Origin of the sequence: Chitinophaga oryziterrae (assembly GCF_009758125.1) — a bacterium.
Lineage (GTDB): Bacteria > Bacteroidota > Bacteroidia > Chitinophagales > Chitinophagaceae > Chitinophaga > Chitinophaga oryziterrae.
Genome location: NZ_WRXO01000003.1, coordinates 26,579 through 48,853 on the forward strand (window position 1 = coordinate 26,579; position 22,275 = coordinate 48,853).

15 protein-coding genes are annotated in these 22,275 nt (G+C 43.9%); 10 read left to right on the top strand and 5 right to left on the bottom strand.

Features of this window, described 5'->3' with window-relative positions; genetic code table 11:
- Window positions 1–289 precede the first annotated feature (289 nt).
- The 5 genes from GO495_RS12210 to GO495_RS12230 form a co-directional block, all read right to left on the bottom strand.
- Window positions 290–1,333 carry an NAD(P)-dependent alcohol dehydrogenase gene (locus GO495_RS12210; protein ID WP_157299975.1) on the bottom strand — a complete coding sequence of 348 codons (1,044 nt, stop codon included), beginning with the start codon at window positions 1,331–1,333 and terminating at the stop codon, window positions 290–292.
- Window positions 1,334–1,573: 240 nt separating this feature from the next.
- Window positions 1,574–3,499, bottom strand: coding sequence for a T9SS type B sorting domain-containing protein (locus GO495_RS12215; RefSeq protein WP_157299976.1), 1,926 nt, complete (start codon window positions 3,497–3,499; stop codon window positions 1,574–1,576).
- 35 nt (window positions 3,500–3,534) lie between these two features.
- Complete coding sequence (locus GO495_RS12220) at window positions 3,535–5,994, bottom strand: PKD domain-containing protein (RefSeq protein WP_157299977.1); 2,460 nt, start codon at window positions 5,992–5,994, stop codon at window positions 3,535–3,537.
- A 242-nt stretch (window positions 5,995–6,236) separates the two neighbouring features.
- Window positions 6,237–6,536 carry a protease inhibitor I42 family protein gene (locus GO495_RS12225; protein ID WP_157299978.1) on the bottom strand — a complete coding sequence of 100 codons (300 nt, stop codon included), beginning with the start codon at window positions 6,534–6,536 and terminating at the stop codon, window positions 6,237–6,239.
- Between the two features lie 214 nt (window positions 6,537–6,750).
- Window positions 6,751–8,424 (bottom strand): DUF8189 domain-containing protein, encoded by a 1,674-nt coding sequence (locus GO495_RS12230; protein ID WP_157299979.1) that lies wholly within the window; start codon window positions 8,422–8,424, stop codon window positions 6,751–6,753.
- Between the two features lie 339 nt (window positions 8,425–8,763).
- On the opposite strand from GO495_RS12230, the gene GO495_RS12235 reads away from it, so the two are divergent.
- From GO495_RS12235 to GO495_RS12280, 10 genes are all read left to right on the top strand, one after another.
- On the top strand, window positions 8,764–9,360 hold the full coding sequence (locus tag GO495_RS12235) for an RNA polymerase sigma factor (RefSeq protein WP_157299980.1): 597 nt from the start codon (window positions 8,764–8,766) through the stop codon (window positions 9,358–9,360).
- A 4-nt stretch (window positions 9,361–9,364) separates the two neighbouring features.
- Complete coding sequence (locus GO495_RS12240) at window positions 9,365–10,381, top strand: FecR family protein (RefSeq protein WP_157299981.1); 1,017 nt, start codon at window positions 9,365–9,367, stop codon at window positions 10,379–10,381.
- A gap of 42 nt (window positions 10,382–10,423) precedes the next feature.
- Window positions 10,424–14,056 (top strand): SusC/RagA family TonB-linked outer membrane protein, encoded by a 3,633-nt coding sequence (locus GO495_RS12245; RefSeq protein WP_157299982.1) that lies wholly within the window; start codon window positions 10,424–10,426, stop codon window positions 14,054–14,056.
- A gap of 11 nt (window positions 14,057–14,067) precedes the next feature.
- Window positions 14,068–15,438, top strand: a complete 1,371-nt coding sequence (locus tag GO495_RS12250) for a RagB/SusD family nutrient uptake outer membrane protein (protein ID WP_157299983.1) — start codon at window positions 14,068–14,070, stop codon at window positions 15,436–15,438.
- Between the two features lie 3 nt (window positions 15,439–15,441).
- Window positions 15,442–17,385: a TlpA disulfide reductase family protein gene (locus tag GO495_RS12255; RefSeq protein WP_157299984.1), complete on the top strand. Its 1,944-nt coding sequence runs from the start codon at window positions 15,442–15,444 to the stop codon at window positions 17,383–17,385.
- Between the two features lie 63 nt (window positions 17,386–17,448).
- The gene (locus tag GO495_RS12260; protein WP_157299985.1) at window positions 17,449–18,486 is read left to right on the top strand and encodes an alpha/beta hydrolase family protein; all 1,038 of its coding nucleotides are present in this window, start codon (window positions 17,449–17,451) and stop codon (window positions 18,484–18,486) included.
- A gap of 80 nt (window positions 18,487–18,566) precedes the next feature.
- A complete protein-coding gene (locus GO495_RS12265) occupies window positions 18,567–19,565 on the top strand; it encodes a DUF2157 domain-containing protein (RefSeq protein WP_157299986.1) in 999 nt (332 codons plus the stop codon).
- Window positions 19,562–20,716: a hypothetical protein gene (locus GO495_RS12270; protein WP_157299987.1), complete on the top strand. Its 1,155-nt coding sequence runs from the start codon at window positions 19,562–19,564 to the stop codon at window positions 20,714–20,716. Before GO495_RS12265 ends, GO495_RS12270 begins: the two co-directional genes overlap by 4 nt.
- Window positions 20,717–20,765: 49 nt before the next feature.
- On the top strand, window positions 20,766–21,425 hold the full coding sequence (locus tag GO495_RS12275) for an MBL fold metallo-hydrolase (protein ID WP_157299988.1): 660 nt from the start codon (window positions 20,766–20,768) through the stop codon (window positions 21,423–21,425).
- 82 nt (window positions 21,426–21,507) lie between these two features.
- Window positions 21,508–22,059 (top strand): dihydrofolate reductase family protein, encoded by a 552-nt coding sequence (locus GO495_RS12280; RefSeq protein ID WP_157299989.1) that lies wholly within the window; start codon window positions 21,508–21,510, stop codon window positions 22,057–22,059.
- Window positions 22,060–22,275 lie beyond the last annotated feature (216 nt).

Consider the following 22,275-nt stretch of genomic DNA (forward strand, 5'->3'; position numbering starts at 1 on the left):
GAATACCTCAAATCCAATGTCATTTAGTTAAGCATTGTGTTTGGTAGTAAAACATTCTTACAACACTTTACTTTCATACTGTGGCATAGTTCGTTTTTACATTTGAAGCAATCCGGAAGTCTTACTAAAAAGCAAAAAGAACCAGCGATTAAACGTGGTTCTTTTTGCTTTTATCCGTAGTACCTTTCTTATGAATCCTTCAATCGATGTGCAAAGATTGCACTTATATTTTTCGTTTGTATTGTTTGATTCAAACAAATAATTGTATAAATCAAAGAATCATAAAAAATCACAATGTGGCCATGTCGATAACGAAGCGATAGCGAACATCTGCTTTCAGCATGCGCTCATACGCTTTCTGGATGTAATTCATATCAATCAGTTCAATATCAGACACGATATTGTGTTCCGCGCAATAGTCCAGCATTTCCTGTGTTTCCTCGATACCACCGATCATAGAACCAGCCAGGGTTTTCCTGCCCAGGATCAGGCTGAAGGAAGAGATCACGGAAGGTGTTGGAGGCGCACCCACGCAAATCATGGCACCATTGGTCTTTAAAAGCGCCAGGTACTGATTATAATCGTGTTCGGCAGATACCGTATCAATAATAAAATCGAAGGAAGCTGCAGCGGCCTTCAGGTTATCAGGGTTTGTAGTCAGCAGGAACTTATGGGCTCCCAGTTTCTCAGCATCTGTCTGTTTGGAGGGTGAAGTACTCAGCATAGTGACTTCTGCGCCAAAAGAAACGGCGAATTTCACTGCCATATGGCCCAGGCCGCCTAGTCCTAATATAGCCACCTTATGGCCTTTACCTACTTTCCAGTGGCGTAAAGGGGAATAAGTAGTGATACCCGCACACAGGAGGGGAGCTACCGCTGCCAGGTCCAGTTTATCGGATATTTTCAGCGTATACGCCTCATCTACCACCATCAGGTTGGAGTAACCGCCATAGGTAGGGGTTTTCTTATCCTGTTCGTAGCCATTGTAAGTACCGGACATACCATTCAGACAATATTGTTCCAGTCCTTCAGCACAGTTCTCACATTTACGGCAGGAATCTACCATACAACCTACACCGGCCAGGTCTCCTACCTTGAATTTTGTTACATGGCTACCCACTTTGGTGACCCTGCCAACGATTTCATGGCCTGGTACCATCGGGAATATCCCATGTCCCCATTCGTCTCCTACCTGGTGAAGGTCTGAGTGACAAACCCCGCAATATAAAATGTCGAACTGTACGTCGTGTGGTCCTGGCTCCCTGCGCTCAAAATTAAAAGGAGCAAGCGGAGTTTTAGCAGCAGGGGCTGCGTATCCTTTAGTAGCGATCATAAAAAGCAATTAATATTAAGTGATGGTATTAGTCAGCTCTCGAATTATAACGCAAAGTAAGTGCAGATGGTTGTATTTCAAATTCCGGCAGCGCTATTTAAAAAGATAGAGGGCGGGCCTTTGCAGGCCAGCCCTCAGAAATACAAGAGATAAATGTTGTTAATGAGATCACCTATCTCAATTGTTCACAATAATAACGTGGAATTTAACATCAGCATATTTGTCAGACTTTTTTTATCACTATCTTAACAAATTCACGGACCCTTTTTTTATCACTTCCGTGCCATTCGTCATAATAATTTTCATCGCATATATATAAACGCCCATGGGTTGGGCCTTCCCTCCACTGGTCCCATTCCATCCGCTACCTGTTGCGATCAGTTCGCCCCACTGGTTAAAGATTTTCATATCAATTGCTTTGATATTTCCTTCAGGTTTGAAGATATCATTCTTCCCGTCTCCGTTTGGCGTGAACGCATTAGGGATAAATATCTCTCCCGGCTTCAGTTTGGCAGTGGCCTGGCCGGGTAAGCTTGTCTGGCAGCTTAGGGTACCCAGAGAGATGACCCGTAAACTCACCGTTTCCTGCTGCAGTCCGGTAACGTTGTAAAAAGTGTCTGTTACGGTGATATACGCTCCGCCATCTATAGAGATGAGGTAACCGGTGGCGCCGGGAATACTTTTCCAGGAGAAGGAGGCGCTATTGGCAGTCACTGCTGTATTGACAACAATGGGCGTTATTGGTCTGTCATATGGAGTGACAGTCACCGGTACACGGTCGCTGCTGCAAGGACCGGTAACGGCTTCTACATACCAGGTGGTGGTTTCACCTACCGGTGGTGTTACAAAGATATCTCCTGTGCCCAGGACATCTCCGCCGGAAGGGTAAGGATACCAGTTATAGCCTAACAAAGGATCAGGAGTCAGCACAGATAAAGTAGCCAGGCTATCCGGGCATATAGATACCGGAGAAGCCACCGGAGCTGCTGGTCGTGGTATAACAGATACTGTAATGGTATCTGTCGCCAGGCATCCAAAGAAATCTTTCCCTGTCACCACATAAGTGGTGGTATCAGTGGGAGAGATGCTGGTAGTGGAATCTGTGATATTACTTGGCTGCCAGGTATAACTTGTAATAATACCGCCGGAAGGGATGGCAGACAGGGTGGTAGCGCTACCGGAACAGATAGTGCCCGGTCTGGCGGTTGCTTTCATCTTCACTACAGACTTCTCTGTTACTGTCATTGGTACCTGGGTGACACACAGGTTACCATCCGTAATGGTACAGGTGTAAGTCCCGGCAGGAAGGTCTGTAGCGGTTTTCGTTAACTGTACGGGTATGGTATTCCATTCATAGGTAATAAGAGGGCTTCCGCCTTCTGCACTCACCGTAGCGCTGCCATTCGATTTGCCACAGTCTGCCACTACAAGAGAGGAGGTGAGTGTCATCGGGGTATAGCTCACCGCAGAAAGGGCCAGAATAACTGCCCTGGAATCAGGGCTGCCACCTGAAACATAATTAAAGAAGATGGAATCCAGCATCTTCGATTGAACTGCGCAGGGAATATCGATATCAATCGGGTAAAACCGGGGATTATTAGCCGCCAGGTCTTCTACAACATAAGGTGGAGAAGGGATACGCTGTATACGGCCTACTGCTGAAATGATAGAACCCGGCCCATTAAACCAGTCGGCAACACTCACTGTTCCTCCGGAAATAACAGTACCATCTGTAAATTTCAGGCTGATATCCAGTATACTGTTTTGCTCAGTGGAAAATGCCAGTACACTTATTTTTGTAAAGGTGGCCGGTGTTACTAATGCAATACTTCCGGATGCAAGCGTATTGGCTGCAAATGCATTGGCCGAAAGATATAAGGCATTGTTGAGGGAGTAGTCACCCAACTGGTAGGTGCGCTGGCCATTTACAATAGTACCGTTATCCGCTAAACCTCCTGCTAAAGCATTGGTAGCAGCAAAGCCCAGCGAATAAAGGATCTTCTGCTGAAGGTCCACTCCCGTAGAAGTAACGGCTGTAGCATCAGTTCCTGTATCGGCAACTATGTCATTGTTGTACCCGGTTATGACAACAGGAGAATAGGTTTGTGCTTTTAATTTGCAGGTACATATTATCAGCATAAGGGTAACAATAAAAATACTTTTCATTCACTTGTATTTTTTGGTTGATGTTAAAGAGTTTATCAGCGTAACAGGACTACCCATCCGGTGTAAGGTTTCTCTCCGGGAGCTGTTTTGATTACATAATAATAAGTGCCTTCACTCACTGGTTTTCCCTGCCGCAGACCATCCCATCCGATGGTGTATCCATTGCTCTTGTAGACTGTTTGTCCCCAGCGGTTGAACACTTCTACCTGGCATGCAGGGCGTGCTTTTAATCCATCCAGGTTCCAGCGGTCGTTGATCCCGTCTCCATTCGGACTGAATGCATTGGGGATGTTCAGTACCAGATCAGGGATTATTTTATACCATGCGCGACTGGTGCTATCCATACATCCGATATCATTTCTGGCGTATAGGGTTACCCGGTAATTACCCGGTAATTCCCATTTATAAACGGGATTAATTTCTGATGAGGTAATGCCATCCCCAAACTCCCATTCATAGGTGGTAGCATGCTGTGAGGTATTGGTAAAATTGAACGTCGCATTTTTATATTCAACAGGTATGTTCTCTCCGGGTTGTGCGGTGAAACTGGCAACAGGCGGAGGGAGCACATTGATCAGCGCTGTTTTTATCAGTGTATCAAAACATAATTGTTGTGAGCCCGCTATCAGTGTAAGAGTATATACTCCGTCATTGCTGTAGGTATGAGAAGCGTTTTTACTGGTAGCAGTACCACCATCTCCCAAAAACCATTTATATGAATCTGCAAAAGTAGATTGGTTGGTAAAGTTTACCGTAACAGGTGTACAGCCTGTGATGATATCCGGAGTGAATTTTGCAACTGGTTTTGTGATAACATCGATTGCCACCGGAGTAGCAGTTCTTATGCAGACACCATCGGTAACAGTCAGTGAAATAGTGCCGCTGTTCAGGTATTTTACCAGTTGTGGATTAAGGCCGGTACCGCTTTGCTGACTACCGCCTCCCCAGTTCCATTGTGCAACTGCTGCATTGCTGGCCGTACCGGTAAACGTAACCGTCACCATTTCTCCTGTACAGATCGGATTCTTACTCACATTAAAACCAGCAACAGGTGGGGTCTGTATTGTAACCGGGTGTGTTACCAAAGGAGAAACACAACCATTTTCAGTTAGCTGCAACGATACTGTATAAGTACCTGCTGCAGTATAATTCAGCGAGTACCAGTCGGGATTACCACCAACACCGCCACCCTGTACAGGTGCCCCGCCACCGTCCCAGGTATAAGTCGCGGTGGGGCCGGCTCCTCCCGTGTACATCAGTGTATCCGGTAAACCGAGACAAACAGCCGGCTGGCGTACATCAAATGCAGCGCTGGGTGTAGGTTTTACTGTTACATCCACAGTATCTGCGATCACACATCCGAATGCGTCTTTTGCAGTAACAATATATTGGGTATTAGCCGTAGGGGTAACGGAAGTATTATCTCCGCTGATATTGCCCGGGTTCCATGTATACCCGCTTACGGTACCGCCTGTAGCTGTTGTGGACAGGGCAGAAGCAGCCCCGCTGCATATCTCCGCAGGATTGGCCACTGCTGTAATGCTGGCCAGGGATTTCAGTACAAGGGTATCAAATACGGTCGTAATACAGTTGTTGCCATCTCTGATAGCACAGGCATAAAAGCCTGCTACCAGATTGGTAGCAGTGGCATTTGTTTGGGTTGGGTTAGTATTCCAGCTATAGGTTAAAGGAGAAGTACCACCGGTGGCTGTGAGTGCGATACTGCCATTGGCGCCACCGCAAATAGGATTGGTCACCACCTGCGAATAGGTAATGGGTGTATACCCCACTCCGGAAACCGCCATGATCAGCGCTCTGGAGCTGGGGTTGCTGCCTGGAATATAATTGAAGGTAACAGATTGTACCAGTTTGGATTGGGAGGCACAGGGCACTAAAAAATCAAAGGCATACATACGTGGATTGGTCGTTAATCCATCCACGGTATAAGGAGCTGCGGTTAACCGGGTAAGGCGACCAAAACCACTGATTAAAAAAGGGGTACCACCAAACCAGTCTTTAATAGTGATGTTACCGGCATTCACAGTAGTACCATCTGTGAAATTGAGGACCACTGTCACAACGCTGTTGTTTTCTGTACCAAATGCCAGCAGGCTTAAATTACTATATGCTTTAGGAGTAGCAAAGGTGAGTGTGCCGGTGCCTACCGTATTGGCAACATTACCGGCAGAAGACATATACAGCGCGTTGTTACCTGTATAGGGCGCCATCTGGTAAGTACGGGTACCGCTGACAATAGCGCCGGTATTGATAATACCGCCGGTTATTCCGTTCAGTGCGGCGAAGCCGGTAGTATGAATGACGTGATTACTTCCGTCTATTACGGTAGAGGTAACAGCAACTGCATTATTCCCTGCTTCCGCTATAATATCACTATTGAACCCTGTAACGGCAATGGGCGTAAAGGTTTGGGCTAATAAGACATTGGTGCCGGTCAGTAATACTGCCAGCAGAATAATGGTAAAGGTACGCTTCATGAATGGTCATTATAGGTTAGCATTAAACAAAAAGACCAACGGTACAGGCATAGGCATACCGTGGCCGCAAATGGGTATGATCAGGGCATAGCCGCACACAAGGCATGGAACACCGGAAAGCGATGCTCCTGCCAACACTTTTTAAACCTTCTCATCTAAATACTGTAGGAAAGAAAAAATGGGGGGGTAGGAAATATATATTTATAATTTCAATAACTAAATTGGGTGTAACATAACTGCTTTTATACAACTGTGATGGCCAGATTTTTGGTATTAATGGCCACACCGTCTTTCTCCCAGACCCTTCTTTGTTCAAAAGTTACGTTTGTAAGGCCGGGAGCTTTACCTGTTATGAGAAAAACATCATCATTGCTGTTGCCTGCCTGTTGCAACATGGAGTCAACTGTATAATGATAGGGTTTTATGTCGATAAAGTCTTCCGTATCTGCCTTAAAGAACCATTGAAAACCGGCAGTACCCAGTCCGGGAAGTATAATAGGTAAGGATGTACCTACCTTGATTTCTTTTACCTCAACTTCCATATGATACCTGTTTTATAAAGGGCATGACTAAAAGCTCCGTCAGGTGCTCCGTGTGTGTAGCAAATATTTATATCTTTTTTAATTGACTCCGCAGGAGTCCCCTAAATTTACTAATAACAGGGGACTCCTACGGAGTCTGTGTTCGTTGTTTAATTTATTTTCTATAAACACGGAGCTCCTGACGGAGCTTTTTAGTCACTACTCCTATAATGTATTATACATACCATTTATGGTACATCGCAGAATCTGTGCCTTCTACAAAGCAATCGAGTCTGCCTGCCTGCCATGAGCAAACGCCCACATCAGAGGAAAGTACGCCGCCGAGATTTTCATCTCCGCTCCAGCTCTTACCATCCCACCATTTGTGCATCATGTTGTAGGTTTGTCCGGGATAGAATACATCTATTCTGTTAGGTCCCCACGATTGTGCCGCAGGACTTCCCATCATACTGGACTGTAAATCTTCCCAATTGCTCCATCCTTTATCGAACCATTTATGGAACAGGTGGTTATTGGTACCGCGGGCAAAACAATCCAGTCTGCCACTGGCCCATGAGGACACCGCAGGAGCTGAAGTGATAATGCCGCCTAAATCTTCCCATCCATGCCATGCACCATCATACCAGAGGTGCCACATAGAAGAGTTCATACCGCGTGCGAAGATATCGATACGGTTAGGTCCCCAGCTAACGCAGGCTGGTTCAGAAGAGAGCACACCGCCGAGGTCTTCCCATCCGCTCCATCCGCCCTGGTAGTATCTGTGCCACAGGTGATGGTTCAGGCCGAGCGCAAATACGTCCAGCCGGCCGCTTGCCCATGAGCAGATAGCAGGAGCGCCCTGAATCAGGCCGCCAAGAGATTCCCAGCCTTGCCATGAGCTGCCATTCCACCATTTATGGTAAACAGCAGAATCCAGGCCTCTTACAACCACATCAATGCGGTTAGCTGCCCAGGAAACAGCGTTTGGTCTTGATGTAAGCTGACCGCCCAGGTTTTCATAACCATGCCAGCCATGGGCCGGAGCAGGTAATTTCACGCCACTGGCAGTCCAGAATGGGAATTCAGTATCGATACCAGCCTGTCCGTAACCGATCTTAAAGAAACCACCTTTGCCCCATCCGGCGCCCCAGGAGTTCTTACAGATCCAGCAATGTTCAGCTTCTGAATAACCGATCACCGTTACGCAATGAAGGCCTTTATCTGTACCACTTACATGGGTATAAACGCCATCAGCATAAGAGAAGAAATCTTCGTATACATGCATCACTGCAGAGCAGGGACCATTATTTGAAATATAGTTTTTACGGGCTGTTATATCAGCGATCGTAGTAGAGTTCGTGATCTTCACGGCTCTTGCATCGCGGTTGGGTCCTACGGTGCAATGAGGAGGAGATTGCCAGATATTATTGCCCGGGAAAGCAGTATTATACGGGAAACAAGGTTCATCAGGAATACCGCGGGTTTTGATCTGTGCAAATGCATCTGTAGGCCACCATCCGCCGCAATTGGCGCCATGTGAGGAGCAGAAGTGCAGGTCTGCTTCAGAAAGGTCCAGTAGTTGTCCCAGTTCAATAGAAGCCATTGCTTCTGTTACGGAAGTGGTGCAGAAAGATACACATGAACCGCAGCCGCCCTGATCTTTAACGGGAGTAATATGATTCCCGTTATGGTTCCGCCAGTCAACAGCCGGTGCAAACGTAGCTGGGATGGGAGCCGCGCCCGCAATGGGTTTCATAACGGAAGCCAGTTCTGCCTTATTAACAATTACGCCCAGCATTGCTAATTGCTGTGGCTCAGGCAGCACTGAAACGGGTGTTTCTCTCGCCTGCCATTGGGTGTTAGCCTTTTTAAGATCGGCTACCAGGTCCGTGATTTTCAGATTGGACATGTTGAATGTGGTGTTTTGGAGTGAATTAAATATGAAATAGGATTCTTCTTCGTGTCCTTCGACAATTGGAGATTTAACAGGTTCAATAAATTGGGTAAGTCCAGACTAGCGAGTCAGAAAATTTGGGGGGTGAATAAATAATCACATAACGTTTAGGAATTGCATGCATGCTCGTTCCGTCTTAAAGTTAGAACATCATCAGTTACAAAAAAAATAAATGTTGATTTGCAATCCGTTGCAAAAGAAAAAATGCGTATTTATACGCTGACAAAATATTTGTTGTTAAAAATTTTAGCAATAAATATTTTGTCATATAGGTCCACTTTTGGTTATATTTAAATGTATAGTACATTTATAGGGTTAAACAAAACAATCGTATTGTCAGGTGAACAATCTTTATGGGACGGATTAAAAAGAGGCAATGTACAAAGCCTGGAAGCATTATATACACAGTATAATGAGTTGCTGTACAACTATGGTAAGAAATTTACCACGGATATTCACCTGGTACAGGACGCTATCCAGGAAACATTCATCTCTCTCTGGAAGTACCGCACTTCCATCTCCGCTGATAAAGGCTTTAACTACTATCTCCTTAAATCTTTCCGCAACCAGTTATTAAGATTAATCAAAGAAAGGGCAAACACCACTTATACGGACGAAACCCTGGAGTTCTCTTTTGAAGTAGGTTTTGACAAACAACTGATAGCAGGAGAGGAGTACGCCTTGCTGTCTAAACAGGTAAAGGATGCCCTGGGCCAGCTGACCGCCCGTCAACGGGAAATTATATATTTCCGCTTCTTTGAAGGGCTCTCCTTCGAAGAAATAGCCGGTATCATGAATATGCAGGTAAGGGCTACCTATAAATTAACCTCCCGGGCATTGGCCGCCTTAAAGGAAATCATGTCCATCCTGTTTATTTTAAAAATAATTTAAAATCATGGGGCACTTTCTGTCCCCTGCCATCTTTTATATACAGAACAGCGCATTTAATATGACACACTCCGTTCATAACTATTCCAATTATACCATGCATCAGTTGCTGACGGCACCTTATTTCCTGGAGTGGGTAAGGTTCCCTGATGCAACAAATACCGCTTTCTGGGAGGAGTTTAAAAACACTTACCCCGAGAAAGCAGCGGACGTAACCAGAGCAGCTGCCATCGCCAGTACCATGTACGTGGTGAAAGAAAAACCGGCCATGTTATGGGAGAATATTTATAAAGAGATCAAACCAGGGCCTGTAGTAAGATTAAATATCATCTGGAAAGCCGCAGCTATATTCATATTGGCCATTGTCGCTACCTGGATGATCTTCCGTACCCATACGAATAATAATATAGAGATCGCTTCCCGTTTTGGAGAAGTAAAGAAATTAATATTGCCGGATAGCTCTGAAGTAACCCTCAATGGCAACTCCAGTATCCGCTATAGCAGAAACTGGAACAAGAGAGAAGTGTGGATCAACGGAGAGGCATTCTTTAATGTAAAACATTTAAATCCGGACGGCTTTAAAGTGCATAGTGAAGAGATCGATATTAATGTATTAGGTACTTCTTTTAATATCCGCAGCAGACGCGGAACGACATCTGTAGTATTGAACAGTGGAAAGGTATTGGTAACGGACAAAGATAAACAGTTGTTGTTATCAGCGCCGGGAGATATGGCTTTATACAGCAAGAAAGATCTTGTAAAAAAACAGGTGCCGGTGAGCAATTACACCAGCTGGCAGCAGCAAAAACTGCAACTGGACCAGGTGCAGGTATCTGCATTCTTTGAAATGCTGGAAGATGATTGGGGATATAATGTACAACTCAGCGATTCCTCACTGCTGCAAAAGAAAATAAGCGGTGAGATTGATATGAAAGATAAACAGGTGCTGATGGACGCATTAGCCATTATTCTGGATGCAAATGTTACGCAACAGGGATCAACCATTATTGTAACTACCAACTAAGAGGGACAGGTTCTATTATTTGTAATTTAAAATGCTCTGGGCATGATCAATCTGAAAAGGATTGCGGCCTTCTGTTGCCTGCTGCTTTGCAGCAGCTTGCAGATGTTTGCTGCCGTAATCGACCAAAATCAACCAACACAAACATTGAAGGATGCTTTAAATATTGCATCAAAACAATTTAATGTTTCCTTTATCTATGAAGATGAACTGGTCTCCAACAAAAGAGTAAATACTACAGTTGACGGCAGTTTCAAAAAAGTAGAAGATTATTTATCTGCTGTACTGAAACCATTTAACCTGCATTTTAAAAAGTTAGGTGCCACACAGTATGCTATTTATGGTAAACAGCCAGCTAAATCAAAAGATTCAAATACCAACCATGTAATACCCGCAGAAGCTGCTCCTCCCGAAGAAGCAGCTTCCGGGAAATTACCTGCAGCCAGTACTCCTTCATACAATTTAACAGATACTACTCCACAGATCCGCATGGTAATGGGCATAGTAACTGACGAATCCCTGGCGCCTGTATCCGCTGCTACCGTAATGGTTCCCGGTACACGAAACATGGTAATAACGAACTCCCGTGGTGAATTTGAAATCAAAATCCCTGTTACTACAAAAACATTGCAGATATCATGTGTGGCATATGAAAGCCAGCAGATAGCCATCAACAGGGTCGTATATTACCAGGTAGCATTAAAAGATAAAACAGGTTACCTGAAACCGGTAGAAGTAGTATCCACCGGTTATGCAAATCTTCCTAAAGAACGTGCCACTGGTTCCTTTGGCGTAGTGACCAGCAAAGAACTGGAGAAAATCCCTACTGCCAATGTTATACAGCGACTGGAAGGTCTTGTTCCCGGTTTGCAGATGAAAATAACTTCCGGTGATAACAGCTTTGTATATGACAACGTTACACCCGCTTCGTCCAGTAATACAAGAACAATCGGTGCCAACGATTACAACCTGAACATAAGAGGTATCAGTACCATTAGAAGTGAAAGGACCCCGCTGGTAGTTGTAGATGGTTTTCCTACAGAACTGGACATGAAAACATTTAACCCAAACGATATTGCTCAGATCACTTTCCTGCGGGATGCCGCAGCAGCTTCTATATGGGGTGCGCGTGCTGCTAACGGTGTAATTGTGATAGAAACAAAGAAAGGACGTACCCGCATGCCGGTAGTAAATGTATCAGTAGGATTCAGCACACAGGACAAACCCGATATCGGATACCTGAAATTAATGAACTCCTCACAGGAACTGGCCTACGAAAAAGAACTGGTGGATAAAGGAATTGCACTGGCATCTATCTATAACCAATATACATCTGGTGTAAAGAGTTATGCCAGTGATGGAATAGATCTTGCTTTTCAATTAAAATCAGGCAGGATTTCACAGGCGGAATATGATGCAAAGGTAGCGCAGATGAGTGCTGTTAATAACTACGGACAGATTACAAAATATCTGATGCAGCGTGCTACCAGTCAGTCTTATAACCTGTCTGTAAGTGGTGGAAGTGAGGTACACACCTATTTCCTCTCTGGTTCTTATTCCAAAGAAATGCCCAGTACAAAAGGAAGTTCCGGAGAAAGAATGACCCTCACCGCTAACCAGGAATTTAAAATAATCAGGAAGATTACACTGTCCGCGAGTTTAAAGGCATCCTTTTTTAATTATACGGCAAATGGTATAGGGATGGGGGCGCTGATGAGCGGTGGCAGAACATTTATGCCTTATAATGATATTCATAACAGGTTTTATTATACAACAGGTAAGCATTATGCTGATTCATTACAATCGCTTGGTTACCAGAACTGGGGCTACAGCTACCTGGATGAATTAACGATGTCTGACAATAGTACACATGATAATAACTATACAGGAACATTAAACCTGAATATTCCTATCTACAAAGGATTGGCTTTTACGGCTGCTTATGCAATGGAACGCAGCTATTATAGTTCCCGCTATTATTATGGGGATAGTACTTTCACTAACAGGAACCTTTACAATACCGGGACTACTATATCAGGTGGTAACCTGGTAACCGGTGTTCCTAAAGGGGGTATATTCAGTCTTAATAATTCTTCTTCTAATAATTACAGCGCACGTGGCCAGCTTACCTATAACGGTAAAATCGGGAAGATCCATGAACTGAATGCCCTGGCTGGTATGGAAACCCGTCAGACAATGATCAGCCAGAACCTGTCCACACTCTGGGGATATAATTTAGCCACCGGTTTAAGTCAGACGCCAGCGTATGGTGTGTTCTACAGTACTTATAATTATAGTGTAGGTTCTTTATATGGAGCCCCTTCACAAACAGATAAGGTCAAACGCTTCCTTTCTTATTATGGTAATGCTGCTTACACGCTGATGGGACGTTACACATTATCAGGAAGTGTAAGGTATGATGATTATAATAATTTCGGTCTGGATAGAAAATATCGTGCTAAACCTTTCTGGTCTTCCGGTGTAAGCTGGAATATCAGCAGGGAACAGTTTATGCAGCCTGTCAGCTGGGTTAATAACCTCACCCTGCGTGTTACCTATGGTATTAACGGGAATATTAACCAGGAAGTCATGCCTTTCACAAATATAAGTGTAGGTTCTTCTGATTGGCAGACCGGTCTTCCTTATGCGTCTATAACCTCCGTTGCTAATCCGGCATTAAGATGGGAGAAAACAGGCGTATTTAATGCAGGGGTTGATTATTCGTTGCTGAATGGTCGTATTGGCGGTAGTATTGATGTATATACCAAAAGAGGAAAAGATCTGATTTCTTCATTTGATGTGAATCCTACCTATACTGGTATTAATAGTAGCATGTTATCATTAAACGGGGCAACACTGTCAAATAATGGTATTGATTTAGGATTGAATGGGGCCATCATCGATAATAAATCATACGGATGGAATATGGGATTGAACTTCTCGTACAACAGCAATAAAATTACAGATAACAGGTTTAAAGCTACCACCTCCTTCTTTTCGAGTTTAAGTGGTGGATTGATAAAGAATTATCCTGTAGATGCAATATGGGCATATAAATTCGCCGGATTAGACAGTACCGGTCTTACACAGGTGTATGACCAGGATGGTAAAAAACTGAAGGCTAACCAGCCGGTAACCAATATCGGTGCCATAAAATATGCAGGGCGTTCTACTGCTCCTTATTACGGGTCTTTCACCAATACTTTCCGTTACCATCAGTTGTCATTATTTATATTAACAACTTACAGTTTTGGGAGTGTGTTCATGAAACCTACTGTAGCATCTTATCCAAGCACCAGGCGCTTTGATTACAATTTGAATGCAGACATTGCCCAACGCTGGCAAAAGCCGGGAGATGAAGCCACTACCAATGTACCCGGCGTAAGTGGTACATACGCAGCTCTCAGCACTTTTCGCTATGCCTATTCAGACCTGAATGTACAGCCGGGAGATTATATCCGACTGCGTGAAATATCACTGAGTTATGATATGCCTAAAAGCATCGCGGGAAAAATACTGGCTAAAAATGTGCGGGTAAATGGTACTGTACGAAACCTTGGATTAATCTGGAAAAAGAATAAAGTAGGCATAGATCCTGATTTCCTGCCGAACCTGAGCATAGCAATGCATATGCCGCCAACAGTACAGTACAACCTGATGGTAAATGTGACCTTTTAAATAAAAAAAGCATGAACACTAAATATATAGCTGTTTTACTACTGATACTTACAGCAGGATGCAGCAAATACACAGATATAAAGACTCAGGGCAGCCTGATACCAAAACAAACCATCAACTACAGGTATCTGCTGAACAGTACAAGTACATTTGAAGGAGGCGGTCAGCTACCTGATATCGCCACTGCGGATGTTAATATTACGGACAGCATTCAGCAGGCTGGTATTGCAGGCAATAGCTACTATACTTTTTTTAAGAACTGTTATAACTGGCAATCGCCTATTTATGCAACAGCTATCGACAGGGATCAGGACTGGGATACGTATTACAGTCGTATCTACAACTGTAATACGATCATTGCAGAAGTGCCTTCCAGCACAGGTAGCACAGATTCAGTGAAGAATGAACTGATGGCAGAGGCCCTGGTACATCGTGCAGATGCTTATCTGAACCTGGTGAATGAATATGCAAAACCATATAATGCTGCCACTGCTTCTTCAGACCTGGGAGTACCGTTATTATTAACCCCCAGTCTGGATGCTAAACTGGACCGTGCTACCGTAGCTACCATATACAACCGGCTGGAAGCAGACCTGAAAAACGCGCTTATCGCTTTGCCAAAGTTCAGCGCTTATAATACACTGCCCGATAAGGCAGCGGCCTATTCCTTACTGGCACGCCTGTACCTGTTCATGGGTAATTATACCAACGCAGGGTTGTATGCAGACAGCGCCTTGTTATTACAATCCGGATTGAATGACCTGGGTACTATCAGTAGTTACCCTACAAAACTGAAAAATCCTGAGATCATTTTTGGTAAGATAGCCTATACTTCTTTTGCTTACTCACCCACTACTTTAAAATTGGGAGATGAATTGCTTAATCTGTTAGGCACAACAGATATGCGTTATGTACTTTTCACTGCTGATGCTGCTACTAACCTTGGCAACGGTTATACCGGTCGTTTCTTTGCACTTGAAAGATCTACGTATGAAACACGTAACATCGGTACGTCCGTGCCTGAAATGATGCTGATAAAAGCAGAAAGCCTGGCTCGTAGTGGCAATGCAGGTACTGCTATTGATATAGTAAACCAGTTAAGGACGAAACGTTTCAAAGCAGCAGACTATATCGCATTAACTGCCACTGACGCAAATGACGCACTGGTGCAGGTGATCAATGAACGCCGCCGTGAATTCTTTTGCCGCCATCTTCCCTGGTATGATCAGCGCCGTCTGAAAAATGACCCTTTATTCAGCCGTACTTACGCCCGTACCTGGCAGGGCGTTACTTACACACTAGACCCGAACAGCAACAGGTATGTATTCCCGATAGGACAATACTACATCGGCTATAACCCGGAAATAGTACAAAATCCATAAATAATGACATTCAGCAGAATCATCTTCCTGGCAATTGCGATAAGTGCAGGAAACCTCGCCAGCGCGCAGACAGAGAAGAACCTGATCATGATGCCGGACAGGCCGGAAAGAGGACAACGGATAACATTGAACTATTATCCTGATAGCGCCATGCTGGCAACCGGTAAACCGGTGAAGGCAGTAGCCTATTATTACGATACTACCTATCACTGGTCAGTGGCAGATATACCACTGGACAAGGAGTATAAGGCCACCCTGCAATTACCGCCTGCCGTTGGTTTTGTTGCTTTTAAGTTCAGGGCAGGCGAGGTAACGGATAATAACAGGGACAGTGGGTATTACCGGATGTTATATTTTCCGGGTAACGTACAGGGTGCATCTACCTATGCCGGTTACTGCCTCTTAAGGGCCACCCGCTATGAAATGGGCATACCCAACTATTTCCAGGCATATAATATCAGCGATACCGCTGTTTATTTCTGGATAGGTAATGAAGTGGCCCGGTTCCATGGAGCCGGGAGGCCATTGGCTGAGATATATATCCGTTCCCTGGCTAACATGGAGAAACTGAGCAATGGTGATCCTTCAACGGTGCCTTCTCTTCGTAAAGCGGCTTCTTACCTGCTGCATCTGCCGGATGCAACAGAAAAAGAACTGTATACAACAGCAGAGGTATATGAGAAATACATGAAGGAACCGGCAGTCGCAGATTCTCTACGTGCTGTAATGCAACAACGTTATCCAAACGGTATCCTGCAAAAGAAAGCAGCCTATAAGACCGCGTCAGCAGAAAAAGATCCTGCTAAAAAGGTGCTTTTATGGAAGCAGTTTGTGAAAGACTTCCCCGCTTCATATGCGTTGGACCAGGCGGCAGATATTGATTACAATAAAGTATATCGCGACATATTTTCCATCAGTATTGCGAATCAGGATACAACTGTGTTAAGAACATACGTTGGCAATAGCTCGCTGGTTACACTGGCACTGGCGTATTACAAAATGGTGGAGATCCCTTATGATGACTGGAAAACAATGTCTGCAAAGGTAGCGTATCCTTTTTCTCAGCTTATTATGGACCGCTTTTATCAGTTGAGGAAAACAAAACCGGAAGAATACTGGTATTACTCACCGGAGGAATGGAGTGAGTACACTGATAAAATGTTTATCAGGAATTACATCGCACATGCCAGCATCTTAAAAGAAACAGGCAGGGATAAAGAAGCGCTGGAACTGGCTACATATGCGCAGCAGCTATTGCAGTACAGTAATGCGACGCTGAATGAATTACAGGCTACCTTATTACAGAGAGCAGGTAAAAAGAAGGAATTGTCTGAAGTCTTACATAATAGCGTACGTCTGAACCAGGCTTCTGTTGTAGTGCTGGATATGCTGAAGAAGGAATATGGGAAAAGCGAAGGCTTTGATGCCTATCTCGCTTCTATGAAAGATGCGAATACGATGAAACTGATGAAGGAGCATGTAAAGGAGGAGATGATCAGTACACCGGCTGCTCCATTTACGCTCAAAGATCTGAAAGGTAAAGACGTTTCATTGTCTGCACAGGCAGGGAAGGTGGTAGTACTTGATTTCTGGGCTACCTGGTGTGCCCCTTGTAAAGCGGGTATGCCTGGTATGCAGATGGCGCAGGAGCATTTTAAGAATGACAGCAATGTAGTTTTCTACTTTGTAGATACACAGGAACGTGATCCTGAATACAAAGAAAAAGTGAAGACATTTATAAAAGAAAAGAAGTATCCTTTCCAGGTATTATTCGATAACGGAGATGAGTTTTACAAAGCATATGCTACACTGATCAAAACTTCCGGTATCCCTTTTAAAGTAGTGATAGACGGAAAAGGGAATATCCGTTTTGCAGCAGTAGGCTATAAGGGCAGTCCAAGCGGACTGGCTGATGAAATGATTACAATGATCGAACTGGCTAAATAAATTAAAGAGTGATGAATCTGAGGGGTAGTATTTACTACTCCTCTTTTTTTAAAAGATGATACGATGATATTTGCAGCGATATTAATGGCATTACTGCCTTTAAAAGATACCACAGAAAACGTACATTACTATAACGCAGACAGCTCTATTCTGTTTGGAGCTTCTTTAACGGTCCCGAAGACTAAAAAGAAATGCCCGGTACTGATCATTGTTTCCGGGACCGGCAAACAGGACAGGGATGGTACTATGGCAGGGCATAAGATGTTCCTTACTATAGCTAACTATTTAAGCAGTAACGGGTATGCTGTATTGCGTGTAGACGACCGCGGTACCGGTGAAACCACCGGCACGTACGAAAACGCTACTACCGCGGATTTCGCAAAAGATGTACTCGCAGGCATCAGCTACCTCAAAACAAGAAAAGAGATCGGTAAGATCGGTTTAATAGGACACAGCGAAGGTGGGGCTGCCGCTTATATGGCCGCTGTACAGTCTAAAGACGTCGCTTTTGTGATCAGTCTTGCCGGACTGGCTACTCCCGGTTTAACAGCCCTTAAATTGCAGAATAAGGCCATTATCAGCAGTGCTGGCATCTCTCAGCAGTCGCAGGACAGGCACAACCTTATTAACACCATGCTTTTTGATACCGCATACACCTATGCCAATTCGCCTGATCTGGAACAACATCTGAGATCTGCTTATGCAGCATGGAAAGTACTGGATGACGAAAAGATGAAAGTGGAGGGGAACCAGGAGACAGGGAAAGGGCATTTCTTCTTTCCGTTGGAATCTTATATCCGACAGGCTACGGGCCCGTGGTATCGTTACCACATCCGGTTTGATCCGGTGCCTTATCTTAAGCAGGTAAAGGTTCCCTTACTGGCTATTAACGGTGATAAGGATATTATGGTAGATGCTGCACAGAACTTAGGCAATTACCGGAAGTATGTAAAACATGTGCAGGTGATAACAGCTAAAGGACTGAACCACCTTTTCCAGCATTGCGTCACCTGTACTATGCAGGAACCAGCTACCCTGAAAGAAGATTTCGCTCAGGAAGTGTTGCAACAAATGAAGGAATGGCTGGATAAACATAAGTGACAATCTTTTATCTGTTTGGGAATGAACATTTTAAGCCAATGAGTAGTTAAAGTAAAATAAATGTTATATTTTTCGCGGTCATGGATATACATTTGTTTGAAAAGCTTCAAAATGAAGGCTTGATTTCCCCCGATTCTACAGAGAAAGTACGTATACTTTCCCGGAACAAGTTGTTCTCTTTACATTGGGAACTGAAAACCATCCTGTACCTCGGCGTATTGCTGTTAAGCGGAGGATTGGGCATATTAATCTACAAGAATATTGATACGATCGGGCATCAGGCTATACTGGCCATGATCGCACTGGTATGTGCAGGCTGTTTCTTCTACTGTTTTAAGCAGAAGTTACCATTCTCATGGAACAGGGTAGCAGCGCCCAACGGCTTCTTTGATTATGTGCTGTTACTGGGTTGTCTTACTTTCCTCTCGTTCATCACTTATTTGCAGGTACAATACAATGTATTTGGTACGCGGTATGGAGCGGCCACTTTCTTCCCGATGCTGGTATTGCTGTTCAGTGCCTATTACTTCGATCACCTGGGGATATTGAGTATGGCGATTACCAACTTCGCAGCCTGGCTGGGACTAACGGTAACCCCTATGCGCCTCTTGTCTGCCAATGACTTCTCCAGTCAGCGGATCATTTACACAGGTATTTTCGTTGGCTTGTTACTGGTGTTCGTGGCATACATGGGAGATCGTCTCGACCGTAAGAAGCATTTTGCATTTACATACAGCAATTTCGGGGTACATGTTTTCATGATCGCCTGTTTGGCAGGATTAATGGGCGGCGGCTTAGGGGATTCCTATGAGCCGGACAACAGTTACATGCTCTGGTTCCTGTTACTGGCAGGAGCTACTACATTCTTCTATACACAGGCGTTAAAGAAACGTTCCTTTTATTTCCTGCTTATTGTGGCATTATACGGATATATCGGAGTGAGTTATGTGGTGGTAAGACTGCTGGTCGCAGCGAACAGCGTAGAAGCATTTTATGCCGGACTGCTTTATTTTATAGGCTCCGGCATAGGCGCTGTTATATTCCTTATGAACACCAGCAAAAAATTGAAAAAAGCATGATCTCCTATAAAAGTAAAACACTCGATAACCTTGCCGTAGTTGAAGCAGCGGAAAGAGCCCTGGATAAGACCTGTATTACAGCAGATGAATTTCAGCAGATAAAAACTGCTTACCCTGTAGATCTTTATACGCCTAATATCTACATGAGGTTTGGACTATTTATACTAACCCTGGTGGTCGTCTTTTTCTCCTTTGGTCTTTTCTGCCTGTTATTTATGGCTGGCGGAGAAAAAGCCATTGCAGGACTCACTCTTTTCTTTGGTGCTTGTCTTTACGGTGCCATTGAATTCATGGTAAACGAAAAGAAACATTATAAATCAGGCGTAGATGCTGCACTGATGTGGATGAGTGGAGCGGCAGTCATCGGCGCTGCTATTGTCTTTACGGACACACATATTAGTTTATCCGGTATAAGCTTGCTGGTGTTACTCCTGGCAATGCTGTTCGTACTCCGTTTTGCAGATGTATCGATGAGCATTGTTGCCTACCTTGCTTTCCTTACATTATTATTCTCCCTCTTCATGCATGCGGGTCGTATGGTCATTCCCTTTATGCTGATGGGCGTATCACTGGTTATTTACCTGTTATCGCGTAAGCTCACTACCATACATACCTACAGGCATTATACCAGTTGTCTGAAAATGATAGAGATTCTTTCTCTTATTACGCTTTACCTGGGAGGTAACTACTTTGTAGTAAGAGAGGCCAGTAACGCGTTATTTGAGCTGGATTTAAAACCGGGTCAATCTATCCCCGGTGCATGGATCTTCTGGATCTTTACGGTAATAATACCACCCATTTACATATTCGCGGGTATCCGTAAAAAGGACAGCATCCTGATCCGTACCGGCCTCTTTCTTGTTGCCGCTATCGTATTTACGATCCGTTCTTACCATAGCGTAGCGCCCATCGAAGTGGCCATGACACTGGGCGGTATCATCCTTATTGCACTGGCATATGGTATTACCAGACTACTACTCCCATCCCGCAATGGATTCACCTCAGAACAAACCGACGATGATAAAACAGACGCCATCCAGCTGGAAGCTGTCATCATTGCACAATCCTTTAATCAGCAGGCTCCGCAAGGAGACCAGTTTAATTTCGGAGGAGGTTCCGGCGGTGGTGGAGGAGCGAGTGGAAGTTATTAAATAACAGTATTTGCAATACCCGCATACTGTAAATCTCCATCGTTGTAATATGAAACAGATCTCAAATGATATTTTTCAGATAAACCTCGGAAGCGTAAATGTTTTCTTAGTGGGAGATACTTTGATAGATACCGGTTTTAAAGGAAGTACAGAAAAGATTTTCTCAGCACTGACAAAAGCAGGTAAGGAGCCTCATGATATTAAACGTATTATTCTTACACATTGTCACCCGGATCATACCGGTAGTGCTGCCGAATTAAAAGCTATTCTGAAAGTACCTGTATATGCACATGAACAGGATGCTATACTGATAGAAGATGGAATAGGAGGAGGCAGGATGCATCTTACGCCGGGTATTATTAACTGGTTGGTATATCAGTTGATTATTAAAAAAGCAGGTAATAGTATTGATCCTCTTTTTATTGATGTAAAAGTAAAAGATGGGGACATGATAGATGATATGCGGGTTATTCATACACCTGGTCATAGTGACGGGCATATCTCTCTGTTGATAAAAGACGTTTTAATTGCTGCTGATATTTGCGCAAATGTAACCGGACTGGCATACAGCACTTTATATGAAGATATTAAACAAGGCAGGGAAAGCATCTTAAGAGCAGCCTCATTCAATTTTGAGAAAGCGGTATTTGGCCATGGTGGTCCTATATTGAAGGATGCGGCAAAGAAATTGTATAAAAAATTCGCATAAACACCCCCTCTTAATGTCCCTTCCACGCCCCATGTTCTATTAACAAGTTGACTACTTTTATGTTAATTAAAAAGAAGACAACATGAGAAAAATAACTGTTTTCAATAATATAACGCTTGATGGTTACTTTACAGACGCAAACGGAGATATGAGCTGGGCTTATAACAGGAGCAATGATCCCGAATGGGATGCTTTTGTTAACGGTAATGCAAAAGGTGAGAGCGTACTCCTATTCGGCAGGATCACTTACGAGATGATGGCGGGCTACTGGCCAACACCAATGGCTGCAGAACAAAATCCGGAACTGGCAAAGCGCATGAATAAGCTACAAAAGATAGTGGTCTCAAATACGCTGGATAAAGTTAGCTGGGAAAATACAGCACTGATACATGATATAGCCGACATACAAAGGATAAAAAATGAACCGGGAAATAACATCACCATTTTAGGAAGTGGATCTATTGTTTCACAACTGACTAAAGAAGGATTAATTGATGAATACCAACTGGTAGTAAATCCCTTTATACTCGGGAAAGGAAGAACAATGTTTGATAGTTCCCTGCCCGTGAAACTTATCCAAACAAGAGCATTCGCTAACGGAAATGTATTATTAAGTTATGTAAAACATACTTGATAAGTTGTACCCGAAAACCGGTCTGATAAGTCAGATCCTACGTTCATCCTACGTTCCGGACGTAGGATGAACGTAGGATTACTATAGAAGCGCTATAGAAACCCTTTGTAAATACCTCATGCATTCAAATAAATTACTATATTGCAAGCCATTGTGAGGGACCTGTACCTATATTCCTGTTAATGGGACAATATCAAAAACTGTCTATATATCTGA